Genomic DNA, 21,357 nt, shown 5'->3' with positions numbered 1-21,357 from the left:
AGAAAGGATTGATATATTCATGGCAGAAAAGGTTTTGGTAAAAGGCAACGAAGCCATAGCAGAAGCTGCAATCATGGCCGGCTGCCGGTACTTTTTCGGTTATCCCATCACTCCGCAGACGGAAGTGAGCGCATATATGGCGAAGCGTATGCCGAAAATCGGCGGTGTGTTTCTCCAGGCGGAAAGTGAAGTTTCTGCGGCTAACATGGTTTACGGCGCAGCCGGCGCCGGCGCAAGAGTTATGACATCATCTTCCTCCCCCGGCATTAGCTTAAAGGCGGAGGCAATTTCATACATGGCAGGCGCTGACCTGCCCTGCGTTGTGATAAACGTTGTACGTGCGGGCCCGGGCTTAGGCGGCATTCAGCCTGCTCAGTCTGACTATTTTCAGGCCACCAAGGGACACGGCCACGGCGATTACAGACTGATTGTTTTGGCCCCCAGCTCCGTGCAGGAAATTGTTGACATGACGTCTGACGCATTTGACTTAGCGGATATTTACAGAACACCGGTTATGATTTTGGCAGACGGCATGCTGGGCCAGATGATGGAGCCCGTTGTGTTTGAACAGAAAAAATCGAAAAGAACAATTCCTGAAAAGACATGGGCCACCACGGGAACTGAAATGAAACGGGAACACAACATCATCAATTCCCTTTATATTCAGCCCAATGTGCTGGAAAAAATTACGCTGGAGCGCTACGAAAAATATAAAACCATTGAACAGAACGAAACCAAATATGAAGCATATCAGACAGACGACGCAGAGTTTATTTTAACTGCATACGGCTCTGTTGCCCGTATCTGCAAAAACGCAGTGGATGAACTGCGTGCGCAGGGAATTAAAGCCGGGTTAATCCGCCCGATTACCCTTTGGCCGTTCCCGTCTGAAGCATATGTGAAAGAAACTGCCTGCGCGAAAGCTGTTTTAACGGTTGAAATGAGCATGGGGCAGATGGTTGAAGACGTTCGTCTTGCCGTAAACGGCAGAATTCCGGTTCATTTCTACGGCAGAACCGGCGGAAATATTCCGTATCCCAATGAAATTATTGATGAGGTTAAAAAGATTGTTGGGGGTGAAAAATAATGGAACAGGTATTTAAAAAACCACACGCACTTTGCGACGTTACCCTGCACTATTGCCCGGGCTGCACCCACGGCATTGTGCACAGGCTAGTGGCTGAGGTAATGGACGAACTGGGCATTGAAGGCTCTACCATTGGCGTTGCGCCGGTTGGCTGTGCGGTGTTTGCATACGACTATTTTAACTGTGACATGCAGGAGGCCGCCCACGGCAGGGCTCCGGCAGTTGCAACGGGAATTAAGCGCGTTCATCCCGATAAAGTGGTGTTCACCTATCAGGGCGACGGCGACCTGGCGGCAATCGGAACGGCAGAAACCGTCCACGCTGCTTCAAGAGGTGAAAACATTACCGTAATTTTCATCAACAACGCAATTTACGGCATGACAGGCGGCCAGATGGCTCCCACTACCCTGCCCGGCCAGGTAACGCAAACCTCTCCGTACGGCCGCGACACAAAAACACAGGGCTATCCCCTTCGTGTGAGTGAGATGCTTGCTACCACATCGGGCGCGGCCTATATCGAGCGTGTTTCGGTGGACTGTGTGAAGAATGTAAACCGCGCGAAAAAGGCCATAAAAAAAGCATTTCAGACGCAGCTCGAAGGAAAAGGATTTTCTATGGTGGAAGTGTTATCCTCCTGTCCTACCAACTGGGGCTTAGCGCCTGAAGAGGCGATTAAATGGCTTCAGGAGAATATGATTCCATACTATCCTTTGGGCGTTTACTGCGACAGAACAGAAGAAAAATAAGCTTTCAAATAAAAAAAGCAGGATCGCTGTTTGGCGTTCCTGCTTTTGTGTCCTTTGAGGTTTTCATGAAAATTACAAAAATTGAACCACAGAAAAAACATAAAAACAGAATGTCTGTCTTTTTAGACGATACGTTTGCCTTTGGAATTGATGCCTTTAGCCTTTATGCGCTGAAATTGAAGGAAAACGATGAGATTGACGAAATACGGCTGCGTGAAATTAAAAACACTGTTTTGTTTGAAAGTGCAAAAACCTATGCCGCAAATCTTGTTTCTGCAAGGAGTTATACAGAGCGCGGCATGAAACAAAAACTAATGGACCACACCGGCGACGAGGCTACGGCGAATAAGGTCCTTGCGTTTTTAAAAGAATATAAACTGATTGATGACAGCGACTATGCCAGAAGATTTGCCTCTGACTGCCTAAATTTAAAAAAGTATGGCCGCAGAAAAATTAAATATAAGCTTTTGGAAAAAGGAATTCCTGCAGAAATTGCCGAAAACGCCATAGAGGAGCTTGACTGCAATGATGTAGAAGCAGAGAATTTGGAAAAGCTTATGCAAAAGAAGCTCGGCGGCGATTTTGACATGAAAAACGTGATGCGGGCAAAGCGGTATTTTGCCGCAAGGGGATACAGCTTTGACGACATAGACAGCACACTTAGAAAACTGAAAGCGGAAAGCGAGGACGGGTATTCATGCTGAAAGGAAAACACATTATAATTGGCGTAACGGGCGGTATTGCCGCATATAAAACACCGGACTTAATCAGCAAACTGCGCAAGCAGGGTGCGGAAGTAAAGGTGATTATGACAAAGGCGGCTGCAGAATTTGTAACGCCGTTAACGTTTCGCACCATGTCGCAAAATATGGTGGCAGACGACAACATGTTCAGCGCTCCCGCTGTTTGGGAGGTTGAGCACATTGCCTTGGCAAAATGGGCCGACCTTTTATACATTGTGCCCGCCACGGCCAACATCATCGCCAAAATTGCAGCCGGAATTGCAGACGACATGCTGTCGACCGTTGCGCTTGCAACAAAAGCGCCCATGCTCGTTGCTCCGGCCATGAACACTGCTATGTTTGAAAACTGCGCTACCCAGGAAAATATGGAAAAATTAAAGCAGCGGAGCATTTTGTTTGTTGAACCGGAAAGCGGAAACCTTGCCTGCGGCGACTCAGGCCGCGGAAAGCTGCCCGACACCGACCGGCTGTTGTATGAGGCTGTGCGGGCCATTGGTTTTTCAAAAGATTTTGCAGGCAAGCGAATTTTGGTCACCGCAGGCGCAACCCAGGAGGCCATTGACCCTGTGCGGTATATCACGAACCATTCCACCGGAAAAATGGGCTATGAAATTGCAAAGGCCGCACACTTCCGTGGTGCGGAAGTTACCCTGGTTTCCGGTGAAACTGCCCTTTCTGTTCCGCCTGGAATTGAGTTTGTGCAGGTTATAAGCGCTGAGGAAATGTACCGCGCATGCACCGAACTTGCTTCCAGCTGCGACGTTATCATAAAAGCCGCGGCGGTGGCCGACTACCGCCCGGCGCACACAGCAGAACAAAAAATGAAAAAAGGCGGGGAGCTGACAATTCCCCTGATTCAAAATAAGGATATTTTAAAAGAACTGGGCCAGGTAAAACGGAGCGGACAAATTTTAGTAGGGTTTTGCATGGAAACACAGAACCTTTTGGAAAACGCAGAAAAAAAACTAAATGCAAAAAATTTGGATATGATTTGCGCCAACACCATTGGAACACCCGGCGCGGGGTTTGGGACTGACACCAACACCATTACCTTGCTCACGAAAAACGGCGCGAAAATTCCGCTTCCCAACATGAGCAAATTTGATGCCGGAATGAAAATATTAGACGAAGTTTTAAAGCTAAACGGTGAAAAATAATGGAAGGCAAATTTGCAGGAGTAATTATTAACAGGCTGGCGCTGAACATTGACAGAATGTTCCATTACAGTATACCCGACGGCTTATTGGGTAAAATTGATATTGGAAGCCACGTCACAGTGCCCTTTGGAAACGGAAACAAAACTGTTGACGGATTTGTGCTGTCTTTGTCAAACCACTCCGACTTTGACGGCACGTTGAAAGAAATCTTATCGGTTTCAGAAAGCGGTCCGCTGTTTGACAGAGAAATGCTTTCGGTTTGTCAGTTTTTAAAACAGAAGTATTTTTGCTCTTATATCAGCGCGGTAAAAACCGTTTTGCCTCCTGGCAGCGGACGCAAAAATAAGGTGTCTGACAAACTGATCCGCGGCTCGGTTTTAAACGTGCCCTACGATGAGGCGTTCGACGCGTTGGAAAAACTGCGGGACAAAGCGCCGAAACAGTGCAAAATTTTAGAGCTTTTAATTCAAAACGATTTTGTGGCAGACAGCGACATTTTGTTTTTAACAGGTGCAGGCTATCAGGCCATTCGCGCGTTAAAAGACAAGGGACTGGCCCGGCAGGAAACGGTAGAGGTGTTCCGGCTTCCCATTGATTACGAAAGCATTCCCCGTTCAGCCTCCCCTGTGCTGACGGAGGAGCAGCAATACGCGGTAGACCGCATTTGCGCATCGGTAACAGAAAATCAAAATAACACCTTTCTGCTCCACGGCGTAACGGGCAGCGGAAAGACAGAGGTTTTTTTAAACTGCATTGAAAAGGCGCTGGAAATTGGAAAAACCGCCATTGTGCTGGTGCCCGAAATTTCTCTCACACCGCAGATGGTAACGCGGTTTGCCGCGCGGTTTGGCAAAAAAATTGCCGTTTTGCACTCTGCTCTGTCTATGGGAGAACGAGCGGACGAATATAAACGCATTAAAAGCGGTGAGGCAAGGGTAGTTGTGGGCGCCCGTTCGGCCATTTTTGCGCCTTTAAAAAACATTGGTGTCATCGTAATTGACGAAGAACACGAAACCAGCTACAAGGCGGAAAACGCACCCACCTACCACGCGCGGGAGGTGGCTGATTTTCGTGCAAAACAGCACGGAGCCGCTTTTGTTCTGGCTTCTGCCACACCGTCTGTTGAGAGTTTTTACCAGGCAAAGCAGGGCAATTATCAGCTAATTTCCTTAACCCGCAGGCCAACTGCTCAGAATTTGCCCACAGTCGCCGTGTCAGACATGCGGGAGGAAATAAAAAACGGGAACCGTTCCTGCATTGGGCTTTCCCTGCAGCGGGAGATACGCAAAAACAAAGAACAGGGCGAACAGACGATTTTATTTTTAAACCGGCGGGGTTTTTCCACATTTGTGTCTTGCAGAAGCTGCGGTTTCGTGATAAAATGTAAGAACTGCGACGTTTCTTTAACTTATCATAAAGCAAAAAACTCTCTCACCTGTCACTACTGCGGATATACTATAAAAAAACCTGAGGTGTGCCCAAATTGTGCAAGCAGTTTTATCAAGGAATTTGGCGCAGGCACCCAAAAGGTGGAGGAGGAGCTGCACAGTTTGTTCCCCGATCTGTCCGTTATTCGTATGGATGTAGACACTACCAGTGTAAAGTCGTCTCACCGGGCGATTTTAGAAAAGTTCGACAAAGAAAAAATTGATATTTTGCTGGGCACACAGATGGTGGCTAAGGGCTTAGACTTTCCCAACGTCACCTTAGTGGGTGTTTTGGCGGCAGACCAAAGCCTGTTTGTGGACGATTTCCGCGCCGGAGAGCGCACCTTCGACCTGATTACCCAGGTTTGCGGCAGGGCCGGCAGAGGCGAAAAGCAAGGCCGCGCGCTGATTCAGACCTACATGCCGGAGAACAGCGTGATTTGCCAGGCCCAAGAGCAGGATTATCTTTCGTTTTATGAAAATGAAATTGAGCTTCGCCGCCAGCTGAACTATCCGCCCTTTTGCGACATCATTTCCGTTTTGCTCACTTCTCCTGTTTTAAACGGACTCTTGAGCTACGCAAAAAAACTGGCGCGTTCCATTCACATTGTGATGCAAAAGGACTATGACGGAGCGTTTGAATTGTTAGGTCCCAGCGAAACGTCTGTAACTAAGATTAACGGGCGTTTTCGTCAGCGGATTTGGATTAAATGCAAAATGAACCGGAAGGCGGAGGATATTTTTGCACGCCTGAGAAGTTATCATATCAATGAAAAAAATCCACATATTAATATGGTGATTGAAAACAACCCATTCGGCGCAATTTAGGAGGAAAGCAAATGGCTATCAGAAAAGTACTTACAATTCCCGATGACAACGATTTTTTAAGAAAGAAGTCCCGCGATGTCACAATGATTGATGATAGGATTCTTACACTTTTAGACGATATGAAAGAAACGCTTTATGCGGAAAACGGCGTAGGTTTAGCCGCGCCCCAGGTAGGGATTTTGCGTCGCGTGGTGGTTATTGACGTTGGCGAGGGGCTTATCGAACTGATTAATCCTGTAATTGTTTATAAAAAGGGCGAACAGATTAACGCGGAAGGGTGCCTTTCCATTCCCGGCAGATCTGGTACGGTGTCCCGCCCGGAAAAGGTGCGCGTGCGTGCCATAGACAGAAATAACAAGGAATTTACCATTGAGGGCGAGGGGTTATTGGCAATTGCCCTGTGCCACGAAATTGACCACTTGAACGGCACCCTGTATGTTGATAAAATGATTGCGGAAGTGGAAAACTAAGCTTTTTACGGAGGGATAAAAATGAAAATTGTGTTTATGGGAACGCCGGAATTTGCGGTGGCCCCTCTTAAGGCTTTGTGTGAAGACGGACACGAAATTTCTCTTGTCGTTACCCAGCCCGACAAGCCGAAGGGCCGCGGCCAAAAAATGCTTCCGCCGGAAGTTAAGGTGTTTGCTGAAAGCCGTAATATTTCTGTGTATCAGCCCAAAAGCATGAAAACTGACGAAGCGTTTGAACGTTTAAGCGCAGAAAAAGCCGACCTTTTTGTAGTTGTGGCGTATGGAAAAATTCTGCCCCAGCGGATTTTAGACATTCCAAAGCATGGAAGCATCAATATTCACGCTTCCCTGCTGCCGAAATACCGGGGCGCTGCGCCCATTCAGTGGAGCATTATCAACGGGGAAACGAAAACTGGTATTACAACCATGCAGATGGACGATGGCATTGACACCGGCGATATGCTGGTGGTGAAGCCTGTGGACATTGCATTTAACGATACGGGCGAGACCCTGCATGATAAGTTGGCTAAAGCCGGTGCAGACGCCATTCGGGAAACCATTTGCCAATTAGAAAACGGCACCCTTGATCGTAAAAAGCAAAATGACGCCCTCTCCTGCTATGCGCCAATGATATCAAAAGATACCGGCGTTTTAGATTTTAACAAAGACGCTCTATCGCTATATAACCTTGTACGCGGACTGAATTCTTATCCATATGCCAGCACGTTTTATAACGGGCATCGGTTTAAGGTTATTCGTGCATTGCCCATTCACGAAAACAGCAGCGGCGCCAACGGCGAAATTTTAAGTGTAACCAAAGACGGCATTTTGGTAAAGTGTGAAAGCGGTGCACTGCTCATCTGCGAGGTGCAGTTTGAAGGCAAAAAGAAAATGCCCGTGTCGGAATATATTAAGGGCAACAAAATTGAAACAGGCATAATTTTAGGAGGCTGAGAAATTGGGCTCAAAACCGGTGAAAACCAACGCAATGCGAATGTTAGACAGAGCAAAAATTCCATTTGAAGCAATTGAATATGAGGTGGACGAAGCCGACCTTTCCGGCGTACACATAGCCGACTCTGTGGGTCTGCCCTATGACATGGTGTTTAAAACGCTGGTAGCAAAAGGCGACAAAACCGGCCCGGTGGTATTTTGTATTCCTGTTCACAAGGAAATTGATTTAAAAAAGGCAGCCCAGACCACAAATAATAAACGGGTGGAACTTTTGGCTGTGAAAGAGCTATTGCCTTTGACGGGATATATCCGCGGCGGCTGCTCCCCCATTGGAATGAAGAAACAGTTCCCTACGTTTTTTGACCAGTCGGCAGAGGGGTTCGAAAAAATTACCATCAGCGCAGGCACAAAGGGATGCCAGCTTTTGGTAAACCGCCATGAGCTTACAGAATTTGTCGGAGCAAAGCTTTGCGATTTGTGCAAATAAAAAGCCTTACCCTTTTGGGCAAGGCTTTTTTCACTTTACAACAATTTTTCTTTCACAGCTTTGTCCAGTGCGTCAATTTTCGTGTTTCCCTCAGCCATTGTTTTGCAAGGAACGGAATAATAAAACTTAATCTTTGGCTCTGTTCCCGACGGACGGATAACGAAAAATCCGCCGCCTGCAAGTTCAAAATAAAGAACATTTGACGGTTCAAACCCAATGGACTCTTTTTTGCCTGTTGCAAAATCTAACCGAAAATCCTCGTTATAGTTTCTAAATGCCACAATTTCCGTTTCGCCAATCTTCTTAAACGGATCTGCAGCTACTTTTTCCATCAGCGCGGCCATTTTCTGCATGCCGTCTAAGCCTTCCATTACCACTGAAACCGTCCGCTCCACACAGCAGCCATACTTTTTGTAAATATTTTGAATTGCGTCGGCAAGGGTCTGTCCTTTCCGCTTCAAAACTGCAACCAGTTCACACACCAAAAGAGTTGCGGCAACCGCATCTTTGTCCCTGGCATAGGTTCCCGGCAGACAGCCGTAGCTTTCCTCAAAGCCAAAATAATAGTTCCCATCGTTCATTTCGTCGTGCTTTTTAATCACTTCTGCAATAAACTTAAATCCTGTATAAACATCAAACATGCGAACGCCATAATTTTCTGCAATTTTTTTGGTTAAGTCTGTTGTTACAATGGTTTTTACTATATAATCCTTAGAGGTAAGCTGGTTTTTTTCCGCAGCAGAGGACAGAATATACTCCGTCAGCAAAAGCCCCATCTGATTTCCCGTCATCACTTCATAGCTGCCGTTTGCATCTTTCACCAAAACACCGATTCTGTCTGCGTCCGGGTCTGTTCCGCAAATAACGTCTGCTCCCACTTTTTCTGCCAGCTTGATGGCAAATTGAAATCCTTCCTTCTCCTCCGGGTTGGGGGATTTCACGGTGGAAAATTCCGGGTCTGGCTGTGCCTGTTCTTCCACAACATACACGTTTTTATAGCCAGCCTTATCCAGCGCCTCGGTAACGGGAACCAAGCCCGTGCCGTGGAACGGCGTGTAAACAATTTTTATTTCTTTTGCCGTGTCGTTTTCCACATCGGGATTTTTGCGGCAGGAGAGCACGCGGCCTACAAACTTTTCCCGGATTTCGTCGCCAATCATTGTAATCAAACCGGCTTCTTTCGCGCTTTTTTCGTCCATTGCTTTTACATCCTGAAAGATGTCCATGCGGTTCATATATCCAATCACTTTGTTGGAGTCGGCAACATTGAGCTGTGCGCCGTCTTCACCATAAACCTTATAACCGTTATAGTTGGCTGGATTGTGGGAGGCCGTAATCATAATGCCCGCAAAACAGTTCAGCTCCCGCACCGCAAAAGACAACACGGGCGTTGGATGGAGCCTGTCGAACACATAGGCGCGAATGCCGCTGGCCGCTAAAACACATGCGCTTTCCATTGCAAATTCCGGAGAAAAGTGGCGGCTGTCATATGAAATTGCCACGCCGCGCTTCTTTGCGCTTTCTCCGTTGTCACAAATGTAGTTTGCCAATCCTTGAGTTGCTTTTCTTACGGTATATTTGTTCATTCTGCTGGAACCGGCGCCCAAAATTCCGCGCAGCCCGCCGGTGCCAAACTCTAAATCTTTGAAAAAGCGTTCCTGAATTTCACCGTCATTTGCCTTTAAAGCTTCAAGCTCTTGTTTTGTCTGAGCGTCAACCACATCGCTCGTCTGCCAATATTCATATTTTTCTTTATAATCCATGTAAATGTCTCCTCAAACCTTTTTTTCGCTGTCGCTATTGATTTAGTATATGCAGAATTATTCTTCTCCATACCAGGTGTCGCCGGTGTTACCGTCGCCCTCGGTGGAATTGTCGTCTGGCGTTTCCTCCTCATTGGGAATATTCGTGCCGGGCGAAACATTGTTTTGGTTGTTCTCATTTAATTCCTCGCCTGGTTCCGGTGTTGAAGAAGATGACGAAGACGGCTTGCTGGACTTTTTGGAACTGGATGTCTTTTTGTCGTCATCATCGTCACCTAACGAGCTTCCGTAAGACGAATGGGACGAGCAATATTTCATCGGCTGCGTTCCCTCTTTAAAATAGTCAACCCTGGTGGTGCTGCAGGATTTTGATGCCACGCGTCCGCTAATTTGGCAAATGGTACGCTTCACAAGCCCATCGGGCTCCGGAATGGTTTTAATCGTTTTCCCATCGTGAATGGGCTGCATCACACTTTTCCAAATTTTCGGACATACATTGCTGCCGCTCATTGCTTTTGGAATTTCATAGCCCATCCACACGCCGGCGACATAGTTGGGCGTAAAGCCCATGAACCAACGGTCTTTGTTAGAGTTTGTAGTTCCCGTTTTACCGCCGGCATAAATATTTCCTAACGATGCGCTGGTTCCTGTACCGTTCTTAATTACGCCAGTGAGCATATTCTGCATGATAAATGCCGTCTGCTCACTCATTGCGCGTTTATTTTCTACTTTATTTTCCAGCACAATTTTTCCGTTTGCATCAATTACCTTTGTATAGGTCACCGGCTTGTTATACTGCCCGCCGTTTACAAATGTGGCATAGCCGGCCGTCATTTCCTTAACAGTTACGCCGTCGGTTAAACCGCCCAGCGACATAGACAATGATTTATCCGTAACCAGTTTTCCGTTTCTGGTTTCGCCAGCTACCATTGTGGTAAAGCCCAGGTTCTTTGTCATAAAGTCGAAAGATTTGTCAACTGTAAGTTCCTGCATTACCTTAACCGCAGGAATGTTTTGAGATAGCTCCAAATGTCTGCGCGCTGTTAGCCTACCTTTATAGCCGCCCCCAGAGTTTTTAGGCTCCCAGTCGCCAATTTTAATTTTTGCGTCGTTAATAATGGTTGCCGGAGTGATGATGTTATATTCAATCGCTGGTGCATACACCGCCAAGGGCTTAATTGCCGAACCCGGCTGCCGTTTTGCCTGTGTTGCCATGTTAAAGCCGCGGCTAACGGTCTTTTTGCCGATTCCGCCCGCCATGCCTTTAATCTGGCCCGTATACGGATCCATCACCACCATGGCCGACTGGGGCTTGTTGCCCGAGCTGCCCGGAAAATTGGCGGTATTTTGATAAACGTTGTCAATTGCCTTTTGCACGTCTGGATTCATGGTGGAATAAATTTTAAACCCGCCGGTATAGAGTCGATTAGTCGCCTCGCCTTCAGTCAGGTTTTCTTTTTCCATCAGGTCGCGGACAACATCGGTGATAATTGCATCAACAAAATAGCTCTGAACCTTTACATCTTCTTTATCCTTTTTAACCTCGCCAATTTTCACGTTTAAGTTTCTGCCCTTTGCCTCGTCGCATTCCTGCTGGGAAATATAGCCAAGCTTGGCCATTTTGGTTAAAATAACCTCCTGGCGCTCTTTGTTTTTTTCGTAGTTTGTAGCCGGGTTATAAGTTGTTGGCGCCTTTACCACGCCTGCCAGCGATGCACACTGTTCCAGCGTTAAATCCTTCACGTCCTTGCTGAAATAATAGTTTGCCGCAGTTTGAACGCCGTGGCATCCCGCGCCGAAATAAATGGTGTTCATATACATTTCAATAATCTGGTCCTTGCTCATCTTCTTTTCCAGATTAATTGCCCGAACAATTTCCTGAATTTTTCTTGTAGGTGATACGTCATTTTCACCAGTGATATTTTTAATCAGCTGCTGGGTAATGGTAGAACCGCCATAGGAATTTTTATTTCCCGTTATCCATTGTAGAAATGCGCCAAACGTACGCTTTAAGTCAACACCTTTGTGATCGCGGAACCGCTCGTCTTCAATAGCAATAAAAGCGTTGGTTAAGTTTTCGGGAATATTTTCAATGTCTACCCAAACGCGGTTTTCGTTTCGGTGAATGCGGTCCATCTCCACCGGCTGGTTGGTTTCCTCATCAATATAATAAATAATTGATGTAAAATCTAAGTTATATTCCTCGGCAATTAAGTCCATGCTGTTGTCGATAAAACCCACAACCGCACCTGCAATCACAGAAGCCGCAAGGGCCGCAATTACGAGGATAACAATTAAAACCCGTGCTAAAATTCTCAATCCCTTGCTCTTTTTCTTTCTTTTTTTATTTTTATCCTGAGCAGGACTTGTCCCTTTTTTGTATGTATTTTTTGCCAAATAGCTCACCCCTTAATTTGGTAGTAAATCTTAAACTATACCAAATTTATTGTATCCCAAACATATTACAAAACTATTACGTGTGCGTTACTTTGGTGTAAAATAACACTAAATGCTCCAAAAAACGGTTATTTTAGGCGAATAAAGGGTGGCAAAAAGCCAAATACTATGAGTAAAAGATGATGGATAGGAGATGAAAAGAATGGAGAAAGGAACACAAGGCACAAGAAAAAGACATTTTTTAAATTTGGTGCTTACAGCGGTTTTAATTTTTGCCGCTATGTATCTTTGCGCCATAACTGGCTACCGTTTTGTCAGAAACAGCAATGCTGCGGAGAATCCGGTTGAAAGCCGGGAGCCGGAAATAAACGAAACCATAGCTCCCCAGGAGGAGGACCCTCTCAAATTGCCTGAGGACCTTGCCTCTGCCTCACTGCCCAAGGAGGATGTGCGCGTCCCGTCCGACCCCAACGACTATCTGGTAATATCAGAAAACGGCGTTGTGAAACTTTATAACATTACCGAAAGCGGCGACCAAATTTATTCAAAAGACTTAGACATTGCCCCCGACGCGCTGTTGGCTGAGGACAAGGCCCAGCTGGAGGAAGGTATTATTTTAGAATCGGAGGAGGAGCTTGCCGCCCTGCTTGAGGACTACACCTCTTAGGCCAAATCCTTAATTAACAGCGCCCGGATATAACCTTTGTCCTTTGTTGTAGAATCAATATAAAAGCCGCGGTTGTAATAAAACCGCACCAGCGACGTGGCTTTCGACGCGGTGTGCAGCATAACGCGCTTTACCTTTAGCTCTGCAAGCTCCATGTCCAACGAGTTCATCATGGATTTTCCTATCCCCAAATTCTGAAACTCTGTGTTCACGCCGAAGCGGGAGAGATATGCGGTTTCTTTGTCTATCAGCTCAATCCGCATGCTCCCCACCACCTGGTTGTTAATATAGGCCACATAAACAATTTTGGTGTCGATGTCTTTTATCACCTGCTCCCGCGTTTCATGCAGCGCGGGAGTGTCTTTTATGTCTGCAAGCTTAATATATTTTTCAAATGCTTCCTGCGTAATTTTAACAATGCTGTCAACGTCTTCAAGCGTTGCCCGCCGAACCTCAAACATTTTGCTTTCTCCTTTGCATCACTTATTGCTTTCCTAAAAGCCGCACCATAACGGCTTTCTGTGCGTGCAGGCGGTTTTCCGCTTCGTCAAACACCACCGACTGCGGCCCGTCAATCACGTCTTCCGTTACCTCATAGCCCCGGTATGCCGGCAGGCAGTGCAGGAATATAGCGTGTTTGTCCGCTTGGGAAAACAGCTCTTTGTTAATTTGATAGTTTGAAAATACTTTAATTTTTTCTTCTTTTTCTTCCTCCTGGCCCATGCTGACCCAAGTGTCGGCATAAACCACGTCTGCGCCTTTTATCGCTTCCTGCGGGTCGCATGTTAACGTAAGCTTCGCGCCGGTGGCCTTTGCGTCTTCCAGGGCGTTTTTCACCACCTGTGCATCACACGTGTATTCAGGCGGTGTTGCAACGGAAATATCCATCCCCACCTTTGCGCCGCCGTAAAGCAGCGAGTGCGCCATGTTGTTGCCATCACCGATATAGGCAAGCTTTAAGCCCTTTAGCTGCCCCTCCTTGTGCTCACGGATTGTCTGAAAATCGGCCAAAATCTGGCAGGGGTGCACTAGGTCGGTTAGTCCGTTAATCACAGGTATAGAGCCGAACCTTGCCAAATCCTCTACGTCAGACTGTTTAAAGGTACGAATCATAATGCCGTCTAAAAACCGCGAAAGCACGTTTGCTGTATCGTAAACCGACTCGCCCCGGCCGAGCTGAATGTCGTTTGCGCTTAAAAACAGCGCATAGCCGCCGAGCTGATACATTCCCACCTCAAACGAAACCCTTGTGCGGGTAGAGGATTTTGAAAAAATCATGCCCAGTGTTTTGCCTTTCAGCAAATGGTGCTCAATTCCGTGCTTTTGTTCATATTTCAATTTGTCCGCCAAATTCAGCGTGTCTAAAATTTCTTCTGTGCTCCAGTCGTGCAGCGTCAATAAATGTTTCATTGCTGTCATCTCCCATTATAAAATTTCTTTCAATATCTTCATAAACTGATCTACATCATTTTTTGTCACAATCAACGGCGGTAAAATTCTTAAGGTGGTTGCCGTTGCGCCGGTTAAGTAATGCCTTTCAAACAGCCTGTGCTTCATGTCCCCCGCAATTGGCTCGGTAAATTCTATGCCAATCATCAATCCTTTGCCCCTGATTTCTTTAATGCAGGGCACATTTTCTGCAAGGGCCTTTAATTGCTCCACAAAATATTCGCCTACAATGCGGCTGTTTTCAACCAAATTTTCTTTTTCAAAAATATCAAACACGGAAAGTGCCGCCGCGCAAGCCAACGGATTTCCTCCGAAAGTGGAGCCGTGGTCGCCGGGGGCAAAAGCGCTGGCTGCAAAATCTTTCGCGCATACCGCCCCAATGGGAACACCGCCGCCCAGGGCTTTTGCCAAGGTGAAAATGTCTGGTTCTATGCCATAATGCTCATAGGCAAACAGCTTGCCGGTTCTGCCCATACCTGTCTGCACTTCGTCACAAATAAAAAGAATATCCTTTTCTTTGCAAATTTCATATACAGATTTTACATAATCCAAATCCAGCGGGTGCACACCGCTTTCCCCCTGAATCATTTCCAGCATTACCGCGCAGGTTTTGTCGCTGACGGCGGCTTCAAACGCCGTTAAATCGTTTGCCGGAACATATAAAAACCCCGGCGTAAGGGGGTGATATGGCGCGCTGAACTTTTCCTGCCCTGTGGCGGCCACGGTTGCCAGCGTCCGTCCATGAAACGAATTTTTTAATGTAATAATTTCATATTTTTGTGAATTGCCTTTTTTATAGTGATAAATTTTGGCAAGCTTAATTGCACCTTCGTTTGCCTCGGCGCCGGAATTCGCAAAAAACACCTTGTCCGCTGCGCTCAAGGACACAATTTTTTCTGCTAAAAGCGCCTGTTGCTTCATATAATAATAGTTAGAAACATGAAGCAAATTTTGCGCCTGCTCACAAATGGCCTTTACAAAGGCTGGGTGGCTGTGCCCCACCGCGTTTACCGCGATTCCCGCGAGAAAGTCGGTGTACACTTCCCCGCTGTCACTGTATAAATGAATTCCCTCTCCTTTTGAAAACGAAACCGGAATCCGTTCCCCAAAGGTGTTCATATAATTTTGTTTATCTAAATTCGCAATGTCACTGGTTGTCATGGCGTGTTCCTCCAAATCAATTTGATCACTTTTATAATTATACAATAATTTGAATAAATATGCAATAGTAATTTTATTTTTTTACAGGTACAAATGAAAAATCTGTGTTTTTGATAAAAAATATGGCAAAAAAAATTAAATTTCGGTTAAATTCGTAAAAAATTATTGCAAATTTATTAAAAATTTAGTATGATATAAGAGAAAAAGTGTTAATGAAATCTATTAAAGGAGCGATTTAATATGTTGAGCGAAGTTTTCCAGCCTGTTTTAGACCAAATGCGCGGAGTGACGCATAAGTCCATGGGCGTTGTCAACAGCACCTCCGTTCTTGTTTCCTATGTGGGCGAACCCGTAGGCGACGATGAAGCATTTTCCATGATATCCTCTGTTCAGGGCAACGGCCGCCCGTTTATCTCAAACGGCTATTCCTGTGTCGCAATCGGCACCCGGAACATAATGGAGTTTGTCGTTTATGTGAAAGGGACGGATCCGGAAGAACAAAAGCTGTGTGCCCTGCTTGCCATCAGCATTTCCAATTTGCAAATTCACTGCGCTGACAGGTATGATAAAACCAGTTATTTAAAAAGCGTACTGCAGGGCAACGTGCTGCCCGGCGATATTTACCTGCGTTCCGGCGAACTGCAAATTGACGCAGACGTTTCCCGTCTGGTGTTTATCGTTCAAATTCCCGGCAACGAAACCGGCGTTGTTCAGCTTATGCAGAACATGTTCCCGGAACAGGATTTCATTATTAACATCGACAACAAAAACATTGTTTTAATTAAAGCGCTCTCCCCGGGCTATGCCTCCGATTTTGCGGAGAAAACTGCAAAAAGCATTGTGGAAATGATTAACTCTGAGCTGATGCTGAAAGTGTTTGTAGGCATCGGCACGCCTGTGGACTCCATTAACGAAATTGCCCGCTCCTATTCTGAAGCGCGCCTGGCAATTGAAATCGGCCGGGTGTTTGAAGGGGAAAAATATATTTTAAGCTACGACGAGCTGGGCATTGGCCGATTAATTTATCAGCTTCCCAGCAAGCTCTGCGAGCTGTTTTTAGACGAAATCTTTAAAAAGGACGGTTTAGAGGTGTTAGACGACGAAACCCTTCAAACCATTGACAAGTTCTTTGAAAACAACTTAAACGTCAGCGAAACCTCCCGTCAGCTGTTTGTGCACAGGAACACCTTGGTTTACCGTCTTGACAAAATCGAGCGGTTAACAGGGCTGGACTTAAGAAAATTTGACGACGCGGTGGTATTTAAGGTTGCGGTGCTTGTCAGCAAATACTTAACCTCGAACCCATCGAAATTTTAAAAAATAAATTTTCCGCGCCTTATATGCCCACATATAAGGCGCGCTTAAATGTATTCTTTGTGGGCAGAAAGGCTTGGATGTTCCATTGATTTTATTAAGCAACGTATCCAAGATTTACCCTAACGGCTCAACGGCCTTAGACGACATCAGCTTTTTCATTGAACGGGGCGAATTCGTCTTTATCGTGGGGCCCAGCGGTTCGGGAAAATCGACTCTGATCAAACTGTTAATGCACGAGGAGGTGGCGACCTCCGGCCAGGTAATTATAAATAACGACGATGTGGCTCTGCTCAAGCGCCGCGAAATTCCTTACCTGCGCCGGTCTATGGGCGTAGTGTTTCAGGATTTCCGTCTGCTGCCCAAAAAGACTGTGTTTGAAAACGTGGCCTTTGCCATGGACATTATCGGCGCCAGCAGAAAAGAAATTAGAAAACAAGTGCCCAACGTACTGAGCCTGGTGGGACTTTCCCACAAGGCTAAATCATATCCGGACGAGCTTTCTGGCGGCGAGCAGCAAAGGGTTGCTCTGGCCCGGGCGCTGGTAAACAACCCGGCGTTTTTAATTGCGGACGAGCCTACGGGTAACTTAAACCCCAAGGCGGCAATGGAAATTATGGAACTGTTAGACGATATTAACAAGCGCGGAACAACCGTTATTATGGCAACCCACGCGAAAGAAATTGTTGACAGAATGAAAAAGCGCGTGATTGCAATTGAAGACGGAAAAATTGCACGCGATGAAACAAGAGGTGGTTACGGCAATGAGGATTAGAGGATTTCGATACTTTTTAACAGAAGCGTTTAAAAATATTTTTTCCAACGGCTGGATGACCATTGCCTCAATTTTCACCGTTATGGCCAGTCTTTTGGTTCTGGGCGTGTTTTTAATTTTGTCCATTAACCTGAACAGCATTGTGGGCGACTTAGAGGGCAGCTATGAAATTATTGTCGTTATGGACGAAAAAACCACTGAAGAGGGCATTTCTGCCATTGGAAAACAAATTTTAAAGGTAGAAAACGTGGCCGACGCCACCTTAGACCGCAACTCCGACCGGTTAGAGGACTTAAAAAAAGAGTTTGGCGAAAACGCCTCGCTTTTAGACCGGTATAAAGATGACAATCCCTTAAGAAACTGGTATCGGATTACGTTAAGCGATTTAACGCGGACTTCGGAAACCGTTGAAAAATTAGAACAGATTGACGGTGTGGAAAAGGTCATTCAAAATGAAGATGCCATTGGCAACCTGGTGAAAATTGCAAATTACATACGAACATTCAGCTTTTGGATTATCATTGCCCTGGCTGTTGTTTCGGTGTTCATCATTTCAAACACCATTAAGCTCACGGTTTACACCCGGCGCAAAGAAATTAACATTATGAAATTTGTGGGCGCAACCGACTGGTTTATCCGCTGGCCTTTCATCATTGAGGGCATTATCATTGGAATTATCGGCTCCTGCGCGGCGGTGGCTCTGGTGCTGTTGGGCTATAATTTCTTAGTGGACGTGGTGCAAAACAACATTATGTTCTTCACCTTAAAACCGCTTAATGAGCTTTTAACACTGATTTTAGGCTCTTCCTTCGGGCTGGGCGCAGTGCTTGGCGGCGTGGGCAGTTTTATCTCCGTCAGAAAGCATCTAAACGTTTAAGAAAAGAAAACCGGGTAAAAAAAGTACAATTTACAAAAAATGGTGTAACTTCAAAACGAAGTTACACCATTTTCTTTTATATGCCCAACTGTCAAGCTTTTAGCAAACTTCACCTGTGTTTTCTGTCAATCTACGCGATTGTATGTTCTATGAACTTATACAACATTTGGGGTTGCTTCAATCAGTTATTGAGTACCAATCTGCATTTTTTTATATTTTAACGGACTGATACCAAAAACAGACTTAAACATATAATTCATATGACTTTGACTGCTGAAGCCTGATTTATAGGCAATGTCAATTATGGGCAGGTCCGTGGATAATAAAAGCTTTTTAACATGACTTAATCGTAATTCTGTAATATATTTATGAATCGTAACACCATAACAATCTAAAAATAATTTTCTTATGTAATTAACGCTTAAATGAACCATTTTTTCAAAGCCAGAAATGTGAATCGGACTTTGATAATGATTATCTATGTATTCTTTAACAGTCATAGCTATTTTGGAATTATGCGTTATTTCGTTATGAATGTGATAATTAGAATTTTTAATTATGTTAAGAATTCTTCCTATGGAAACAATCGTTTCTAAATTATTTTCTATAGTTGTTAATTCGTAGAGGTTTAACAGCTGTTTTTTTATTAAGGGATCTATAATGATGCAGTCGGGAATACTGCTTAATATTTGACAAATTTCGTTATCTTCGCAAGTAAAATGAATTGCATAGCAATTAAAAGAGCCAATAGTAAATCTCTCCTGAAATGGTTTTGAAAAAATAACCATATTCTGATTATGGGGATAAAGAATATTGTCAATAGAAGCACACCCTGTCCCATAATCATATATCTCTAATTCATAATATTGTGTCACTCGTTTCGGCGTAATATCGCAGCTAAAATAATTGGTGCTTTTATAATATTCTCGTTTATAAATCATATCGCCACAATCCTTTGTGTTAAATATCTAAAAAATTGTATTAAAACATGATATAATATAACAATTTTTATTGATATAATAATTAAAACACACAATAAATGTTTTGTCAATCTATAATTTGAAAAGAGGAAATGCAATGAAAATAACAGATATAAAATGTTTTACTGTTGATTGTTTTCGAACAAATTGGGTTTTTGTTAAGGTATATACCGATGAAGGTATTGACGGAATCGGGGAAGCAACACTTGAGTATAAAGAAAAGGCTCTTTTGGGTGCGGTTGAACACATAAAAGAATCTTTGGCAGGCCAAAACCCGCTGGATATTGAAAAGCACTGGCACGATATTTACCGTGATGCTTATTGGCGCGGCGGTCCTGTTTTAATGTCGGCTTTGTCTGCTGTTGAAATGGCTCTCTGGGATATTCTTGGCAAATATCTTAACGTTCCTGTTTATCAGCTATTGGGCGGGAAAATAAACGAAAAAGTCAGAATATATGTAAACGGATGGTTTGCAGGAGCAAAAACTCCAAAAGAATTTGGCGAAAAAGCAAAAGTTGCTGTTCAAAAAGGAGTTACTGCAATGAAATGGGACCCGTTCGGCAAAAGCTATCTTGATATATCCAACAAGGATTTAAATATTGCGATTGAATGTATCGGAGCAGTCAGGGAAGCGGTTGGGAATGATGTAGACTTACTGATTGAGGGACACGGAAGATTTAATATCCCTACAGGCATTAAAATTGCAAAAGAACTGGAACAGTTTCAGCCAATGTTCTTTGAAGAGCCTGTTCCCCCCGACAATCTTGACGCCCTCAAAGCGGTCAAAGATAAATCTCCTGTGGCAATTGCTGCAGGCGAACGGCTTTATACTCGTTGGGATTATAAGCATATGTTCGACAAAATGGCAGCGGACTATATTCAGCCCGATATTTCACACGCAGGCGGCATTATGGAGCTAAAAAAGATTGCAGCAGCGGCAGAATGCAGATATATTCCCTTTGCACCTCATAACCCGTCAGGCCCTGTTGCAAATGCAGCTACGCTTCAGCTCGCAGCATGCTGCCCGAACTTCAGCATATTAGAAATTATGTATTCCGATGTAGAATGGCGTAAAGATGTTACAAACGAAAGCCTGGAATATAAAAATGGTTATATTGCCATTCCCGACAAGCCGGGTCTAGGCATAGAAATAAATGAAGAAGCATGTTTAAAGCACCCTTATAAACCTCATACGTTAAGACATTATACCGGGGCGTTAACAGACATCAGACCACCAAAATCAGAGTGTTACTTTTAACTGCTGAAAGGGGAAATAAAAATGAAGACAGTTCTCGTAACGGGCGCTTGTATTAATACCGGCGTTGCAATCGTTGAAAAGTTCGCCGGCGAAGGCTGGAATATTGTTTTTACAGGAAGAAATGCTGAAACAGTTCAAATAAAAGAAAAAGAGTATCAGAAAAAATTTCCAAATGTTAAAATAATCGGGTATCAAATAAATTCTCTTATTAATGCACAGACAGTAGACGAAGCTGCTGTTTATCATTTGTTTTCAGATCTTGATCGCAAAGGATTATTTGTGGAAACGCTTGTTCTGAATGCAGCTGACCAAGGACTTAACATGGAAATATTCAAAAATCCTCTGACTGATTTTATGAAAGTCCTTAACACAAATATTGCTTGGGATTATTGTATTGCAGAATGCGCTGCAAAAAGAATGAAAGAAAACGGCGGCGGAAATATCATATTTATCAATTCCAACACCGCATACCGCGCAATTCCAAATAGAATTGCGTATATCGCTTCTAAAGGCGGTCAGCTTAGTTTAATGAGAGCATTGGCTTTAGACCTCGGTAAATACAACATTCGTGTAAATGCAGTTCTGCCCGGCATGATAAGAACAGACAGATGGGAAAAAAATCCTGAGTTTTACGAAAACGTTCCCTCAAAATTTACCCCTATCGGAGATGTCGCAGCAGGGGAAGATGTTGCCGATGCGGTTTGGTATTTTTCGGCGAATGCAAGAAATACTACAGGCGCAGAACTCGTTGTAGACGGAGGAAACACCATTCAGCTTTACCCTTTAATCAATCAATAATATTATACCAATGAAATGG

The 21,357-nt window shown here is 44.7% G+C and carries 20 protein-coding genes; 14 read left to right on the top strand and 6 right to left on the bottom strand.

The window, feature by feature from the left end:
• The first annotated feature begins 19 nt into the window (after window positions 1-19).
• From H8698_RS08975 to ybaK, 8 genes are all read left to right on the top strand, one after another.
• Window positions 20-1,087, top strand: coding sequence for a 3-methyl-2-oxobutanoate dehydrogenase subunit VorB (locus H8698_RS08975; RefSeq protein WP_249312945.1), 1,068 nt, complete (start codon window positions 20-22; stop codon window positions 1,085-1,087).
• Complete coding sequence (locus H8698_RS08970) at window positions 1,087-1,833, top strand: thiamine pyrophosphate-dependent enzyme (RefSeq protein ID WP_249312943.1); 747 nt, start codon at window positions 1,087-1,089, stop codon at window positions 1,831-1,833. The genes H8698_RS08975 and H8698_RS08970 overlap by 1 nt, the downstream gene beginning before the upstream one ends.
• 65 nt (window positions 1,834-1,898) lie before the next feature.
• Window positions 1,899-2,537 (top strand): regulatory protein RecX, encoded by a 639-nt coding sequence (locus tag H8698_RS08965; RefSeq protein ID WP_249312942.1) that lies wholly within the window; start codon window positions 1,899-1,901, stop codon window positions 2,535-2,537.
• Window positions 2,531-3,733, top strand: a complete 1,203-nt coding sequence (gene coaBC / locus H8698_RS08960) for a bifunctional phosphopantothenoylcysteine decarboxylase/phosphopantothenate--cysteine ligase CoaBC (protein ID WP_249312939.1) — start codon at window positions 2,531-2,533, stop codon at window positions 3,731-3,733. Before H8698_RS08965 ends, coaBC begins: the two co-directional genes overlap by 7 nt.
• Window positions 3,733-5,988, top strand: a complete 2,256-nt coding sequence (gene priA, locus H8698_RS08955) for a replication restart helicase PriA (RefSeq protein WP_249312931.1) — start codon at window positions 3,733-3,735, stop codon at window positions 5,986-5,988. Before coaBC ends, priA begins: the two co-directional genes overlap by 1 nt.
• 11 nt (window positions 5,989-5,999) lie before the next feature.
• The gene (gene def / locus H8698_RS08950; protein ID WP_177678025.1) at window positions 6,000-6,458 is read left to right on the top strand and encodes a peptide deformylase; all 459 of its coding nucleotides are present in this window, start codon (window positions 6,000-6,002) and stop codon (window positions 6,456-6,458) included.
• Window positions 6,459-6,479: 21 nt separating this feature from the next.
• Complete coding sequence (gene fmt / locus H8698_RS08945) at window positions 6,480-7,412, top strand: methionyl-tRNA formyltransferase (RefSeq protein ID WP_249312921.1); 933 nt, start codon at window positions 6,480-6,482, stop codon at window positions 7,410-7,412.
• Between the two features lie 4 nt (window positions 7,413-7,416).
• Entirely contained in the window at window positions 7,417-7,899 is a 483-nt protein-coding gene (gene ybaK, locus H8698_RS08940; protein ID WP_337399374.1) for a Cys-tRNA(Pro) deacylase, read from the top strand.
• 35 nt (window positions 7,900-7,934) lie between these two features.
• Here the strand turns inward: ybaK and H8698_RS08935 are convergent, their stop codons facing one another.
• Both H8698_RS08935 and H8698_RS08930 read right to left on the bottom strand, forming a co-directional pair.
• Window positions 7,935-9,662: a phospho-sugar mutase gene (locus H8698_RS08935; RefSeq protein ID WP_249312919.1), complete on the bottom strand. Its 1,728-nt coding sequence runs from the start codon at window positions 9,660-9,662 to the stop codon at window positions 7,935-7,937.
• A 57-nt stretch (window positions 9,663-9,719) separates the two neighbouring features.
• A complete protein-coding gene (locus tag H8698_RS08930; RefSeq protein ID WP_249312917.1) occupies window positions 9,720-12,059 on the bottom strand; it encodes a transglycosylase domain-containing protein in 2,340 nt (779 codons plus the stop codon).
• 202 nt (window positions 12,060-12,261) lie between these two features.
• Between H8698_RS08930 and H8698_RS08925 the strand changes: the two genes are divergently transcribed.
• Window positions 12,262-12,726: a BofC C-terminal domain-containing protein gene (locus tag H8698_RS08925; protein ID WP_177678053.1), complete on the top strand. Its 465-nt coding sequence runs from the start codon at window positions 12,262-12,264 to the stop codon at window positions 12,724-12,726.
• On the opposite strand, the gene H8698_RS08920 is transcribed toward H8698_RS08925, so the two are convergent.
• The 3 genes from H8698_RS08920 to H8698_RS08910 are packed head-to-tail and all read right to left on the bottom strand — an operon-like array spanning window position 12,723 to window position 15,336.
• The gene (locus H8698_RS08920) at window positions 12,723-13,187 is read right to left on the bottom strand and encodes a GNAT family N-acetyltransferase (protein ID WP_249312915.1); all 465 of its coding nucleotides are present in this window, start codon (window positions 13,185-13,187) and stop codon (window positions 12,723-12,725) included. The genes H8698_RS08925 and H8698_RS08920 overlap by 4 nt on opposite strands.
• Before the next feature lie 22 nt (window positions 13,188-13,209).
• Window positions 13,210-14,136 (bottom strand): ornithine carbamoyltransferase, encoded by a 927-nt coding sequence (gene argF / locus H8698_RS08915; protein ID WP_249312913.1) that lies wholly within the window; start codon window positions 14,134-14,136, stop codon window positions 13,210-13,212.
• A 15-nt stretch (window positions 14,137-14,151) separates the two neighbouring features.
• Window positions 14,152-15,336, bottom strand: coding sequence for an aspartate aminotransferase family protein (locus H8698_RS08910; protein WP_249312909.1), 1,185 nt, complete (start codon window positions 15,334-15,336; stop codon window positions 14,152-14,154).
• Window positions 15,337-15,576: 240 nt separating this feature from the next.
• On the opposite strand from H8698_RS08910, the gene H8698_RS08905 reads away from it, so the two are divergent.
• From H8698_RS08905 to ftsX, 3 genes are all read left to right on the top strand, one after another.
• Window positions 15,577-16,653: a PucR family transcriptional regulator gene (locus H8698_RS08905; RefSeq protein WP_177678061.1), complete on the top strand. Its 1,077-nt coding sequence runs from the start codon at window positions 15,577-15,579 to the stop codon at window positions 16,651-16,653.
• An 85-nt stretch (window positions 16,654-16,738) separates the two neighbouring features.
• Complete coding sequence (ftsE, locus tag H8698_RS08900; RefSeq protein WP_177678063.1) at window positions 16,739-17,425, top strand: cell division ATP-binding protein FtsE; 687 nt, start codon at window positions 16,739-16,741, stop codon at window positions 17,423-17,425.
• Window positions 17,415-18,302 (top strand): permease-like cell division protein FtsX, encoded by an 888-nt coding sequence (gene ftsX, locus H8698_RS08895; RefSeq protein WP_249312906.1) that lies wholly within the window; start codon window positions 17,415-17,417, stop codon window positions 18,300-18,302. Before ftsE ends, ftsX begins: the two co-directional genes overlap by 11 nt.
• Window positions 18,303-18,487: 185 nt before the next feature.
• Here the strand turns inward: ftsX and H8698_RS08890 are convergent, their stop codons facing one another.
• Window positions 18,488-19,243, bottom strand: a complete 756-nt coding sequence (locus tag H8698_RS08890; protein WP_249312903.1) for a helix-turn-helix domain-containing protein — start codon at window positions 19,241-19,243, stop codon at window positions 18,488-18,490.
• 136 nt (window positions 19,244-19,379) lie between these two features.
• Here H8698_RS08890 and dgoD point away from each other — a divergent pair, with 136 nt between their 5' ends.
• Complete coding sequence (gene dgoD, locus H8698_RS08885) at window positions 19,380-20,540, top strand: galactonate dehydratase (RefSeq protein ID WP_249312900.1); 1,161 nt, start codon at window positions 19,380-19,382, stop codon at window positions 20,538-20,540.
• Window positions 20,541-20,561: 21 nt separating this feature from the next.
• Window positions 20,562-21,338 (top strand): SDR family NAD(P)-dependent oxidoreductase, encoded by a 777-nt coding sequence (locus H8698_RS08880; protein ID WP_249312897.1) that lies wholly within the window; start codon window positions 20,562-20,564, stop codon window positions 21,336-21,338.
• Window positions 21,339-21,357: the final 19 nt, after the last annotated feature.

The sequence above is a fragment of the Congzhengia minquanensis genome (assembly GCF_014384785.1).
Classification (GTDB): Bacteria; Bacillota; Clostridia; order UBA1381; family UBA9506; genus Congzhengia; species Congzhengia minquanensis.
Note: the sequence above shows the minus strand (reverse complement) of the source record. Positions and strands in the feature narration are given on the sequence as shown.

Coding starts and splice junctions, on each gene's coding strand:
- H8698_RS08975 (WP_249312945.1), top strand. CDS start 20: ATGGCAGAAAAGGTTTTGGTAAAAGGCAACGAAGCCATAGCAGAAGCT.
- H8698_RS08970 (WP_249312943.1), top strand. CDS start 1,087: ATGGAACAGGTATTTAAAAAACCACACGCACTTTGCGACGTTACCCTG.
- H8698_RS08965 (WP_249312942.1), top strand. CDS start 1,899: ATGAAAATTACAAAAATTGAACCACAGAAAAAACATAAAAACAGAATG.
- coaBC (WP_249312939.1), top strand. CDS start 2,531: ATGCTGAAAGGAAAACACATTATAATTGGCGTAACGGGCGGTATTGCC.
- priA (WP_249312931.1), top strand. CDS start 3,733: ATGGAAGGCAAATTTGCAGGAGTAATTATTAACAGGCTGGCGCTGAAC.
- def (WP_177678025.1), top strand. CDS start 6,000: ATGGCTATCAGAAAAGTACTTACAATTCCCGATGACAACGATTTTTTA.
- fmt (WP_249312921.1), top strand. CDS start 6,480: ATGAAAATTGTGTTTATGGGAACGCCGGAATTTGCGGTGGCCCCTCTT.
- H8698_RS08935 (WP_249312919.1), bottom strand. CDS start 9,662: ATGGATTATAAAGAAAAATATGAATATTGGCAGACGAGCGATGTGGTT.
- H8698_RS08925 (WP_177678053.1), top strand. CDS start 12,262: ATGGAGAAAGGAACACAAGGCACAAGAAAAAGACATTTTTTAAATTTG.
- H8698_RS08920 (WP_249312915.1), bottom strand. CDS start 13,187: ATGTTTGAGGTTCGGCGGGCAACGCTTGAAGACGTTGACAGCATTGTT.
- argF (WP_249312913.1), bottom strand. CDS start 14,136: ATGAAACATTTATTGACGCTGCACGACTGGAGCACAGAAGAAATTTTA.
- H8698_RS08910 (WP_249312909.1), bottom strand. CDS start 15,336: ATGACAACCAGTGACATTGCGAATTTAGATAAACAAAATTATATGAAC.
- H8698_RS08905 (WP_177678061.1), top strand. CDS start 15,577: ATGTTGAGCGAAGTTTTCCAGCCTGTTTTAGACCAAATGCGCGGAGTG.
- ftsX (WP_249312906.1), top strand. CDS start 17,415: ATGAGGATTAGAGGATTTCGATACTTTTTAACAGAAGCGTTTAAAAAT.
- H8698_RS08890 (WP_249312903.1), bottom strand. CDS start 19,243: ATGATTTATAAACGAGAATATTATAAAAGCACCAATTATTTTAGCTGC.
- dgoD (WP_249312900.1), top strand. CDS start 19,380: ATGAAAATAACAGATATAAAATGTTTTACTGTTGATTGTTTTCGAACA.
- H8698_RS08880 (WP_249312897.1), top strand. CDS start 20,562: ATGAAGACAGTTCTCGTAACGGGCGCTTGTATTAATACCGGCGTTGCA.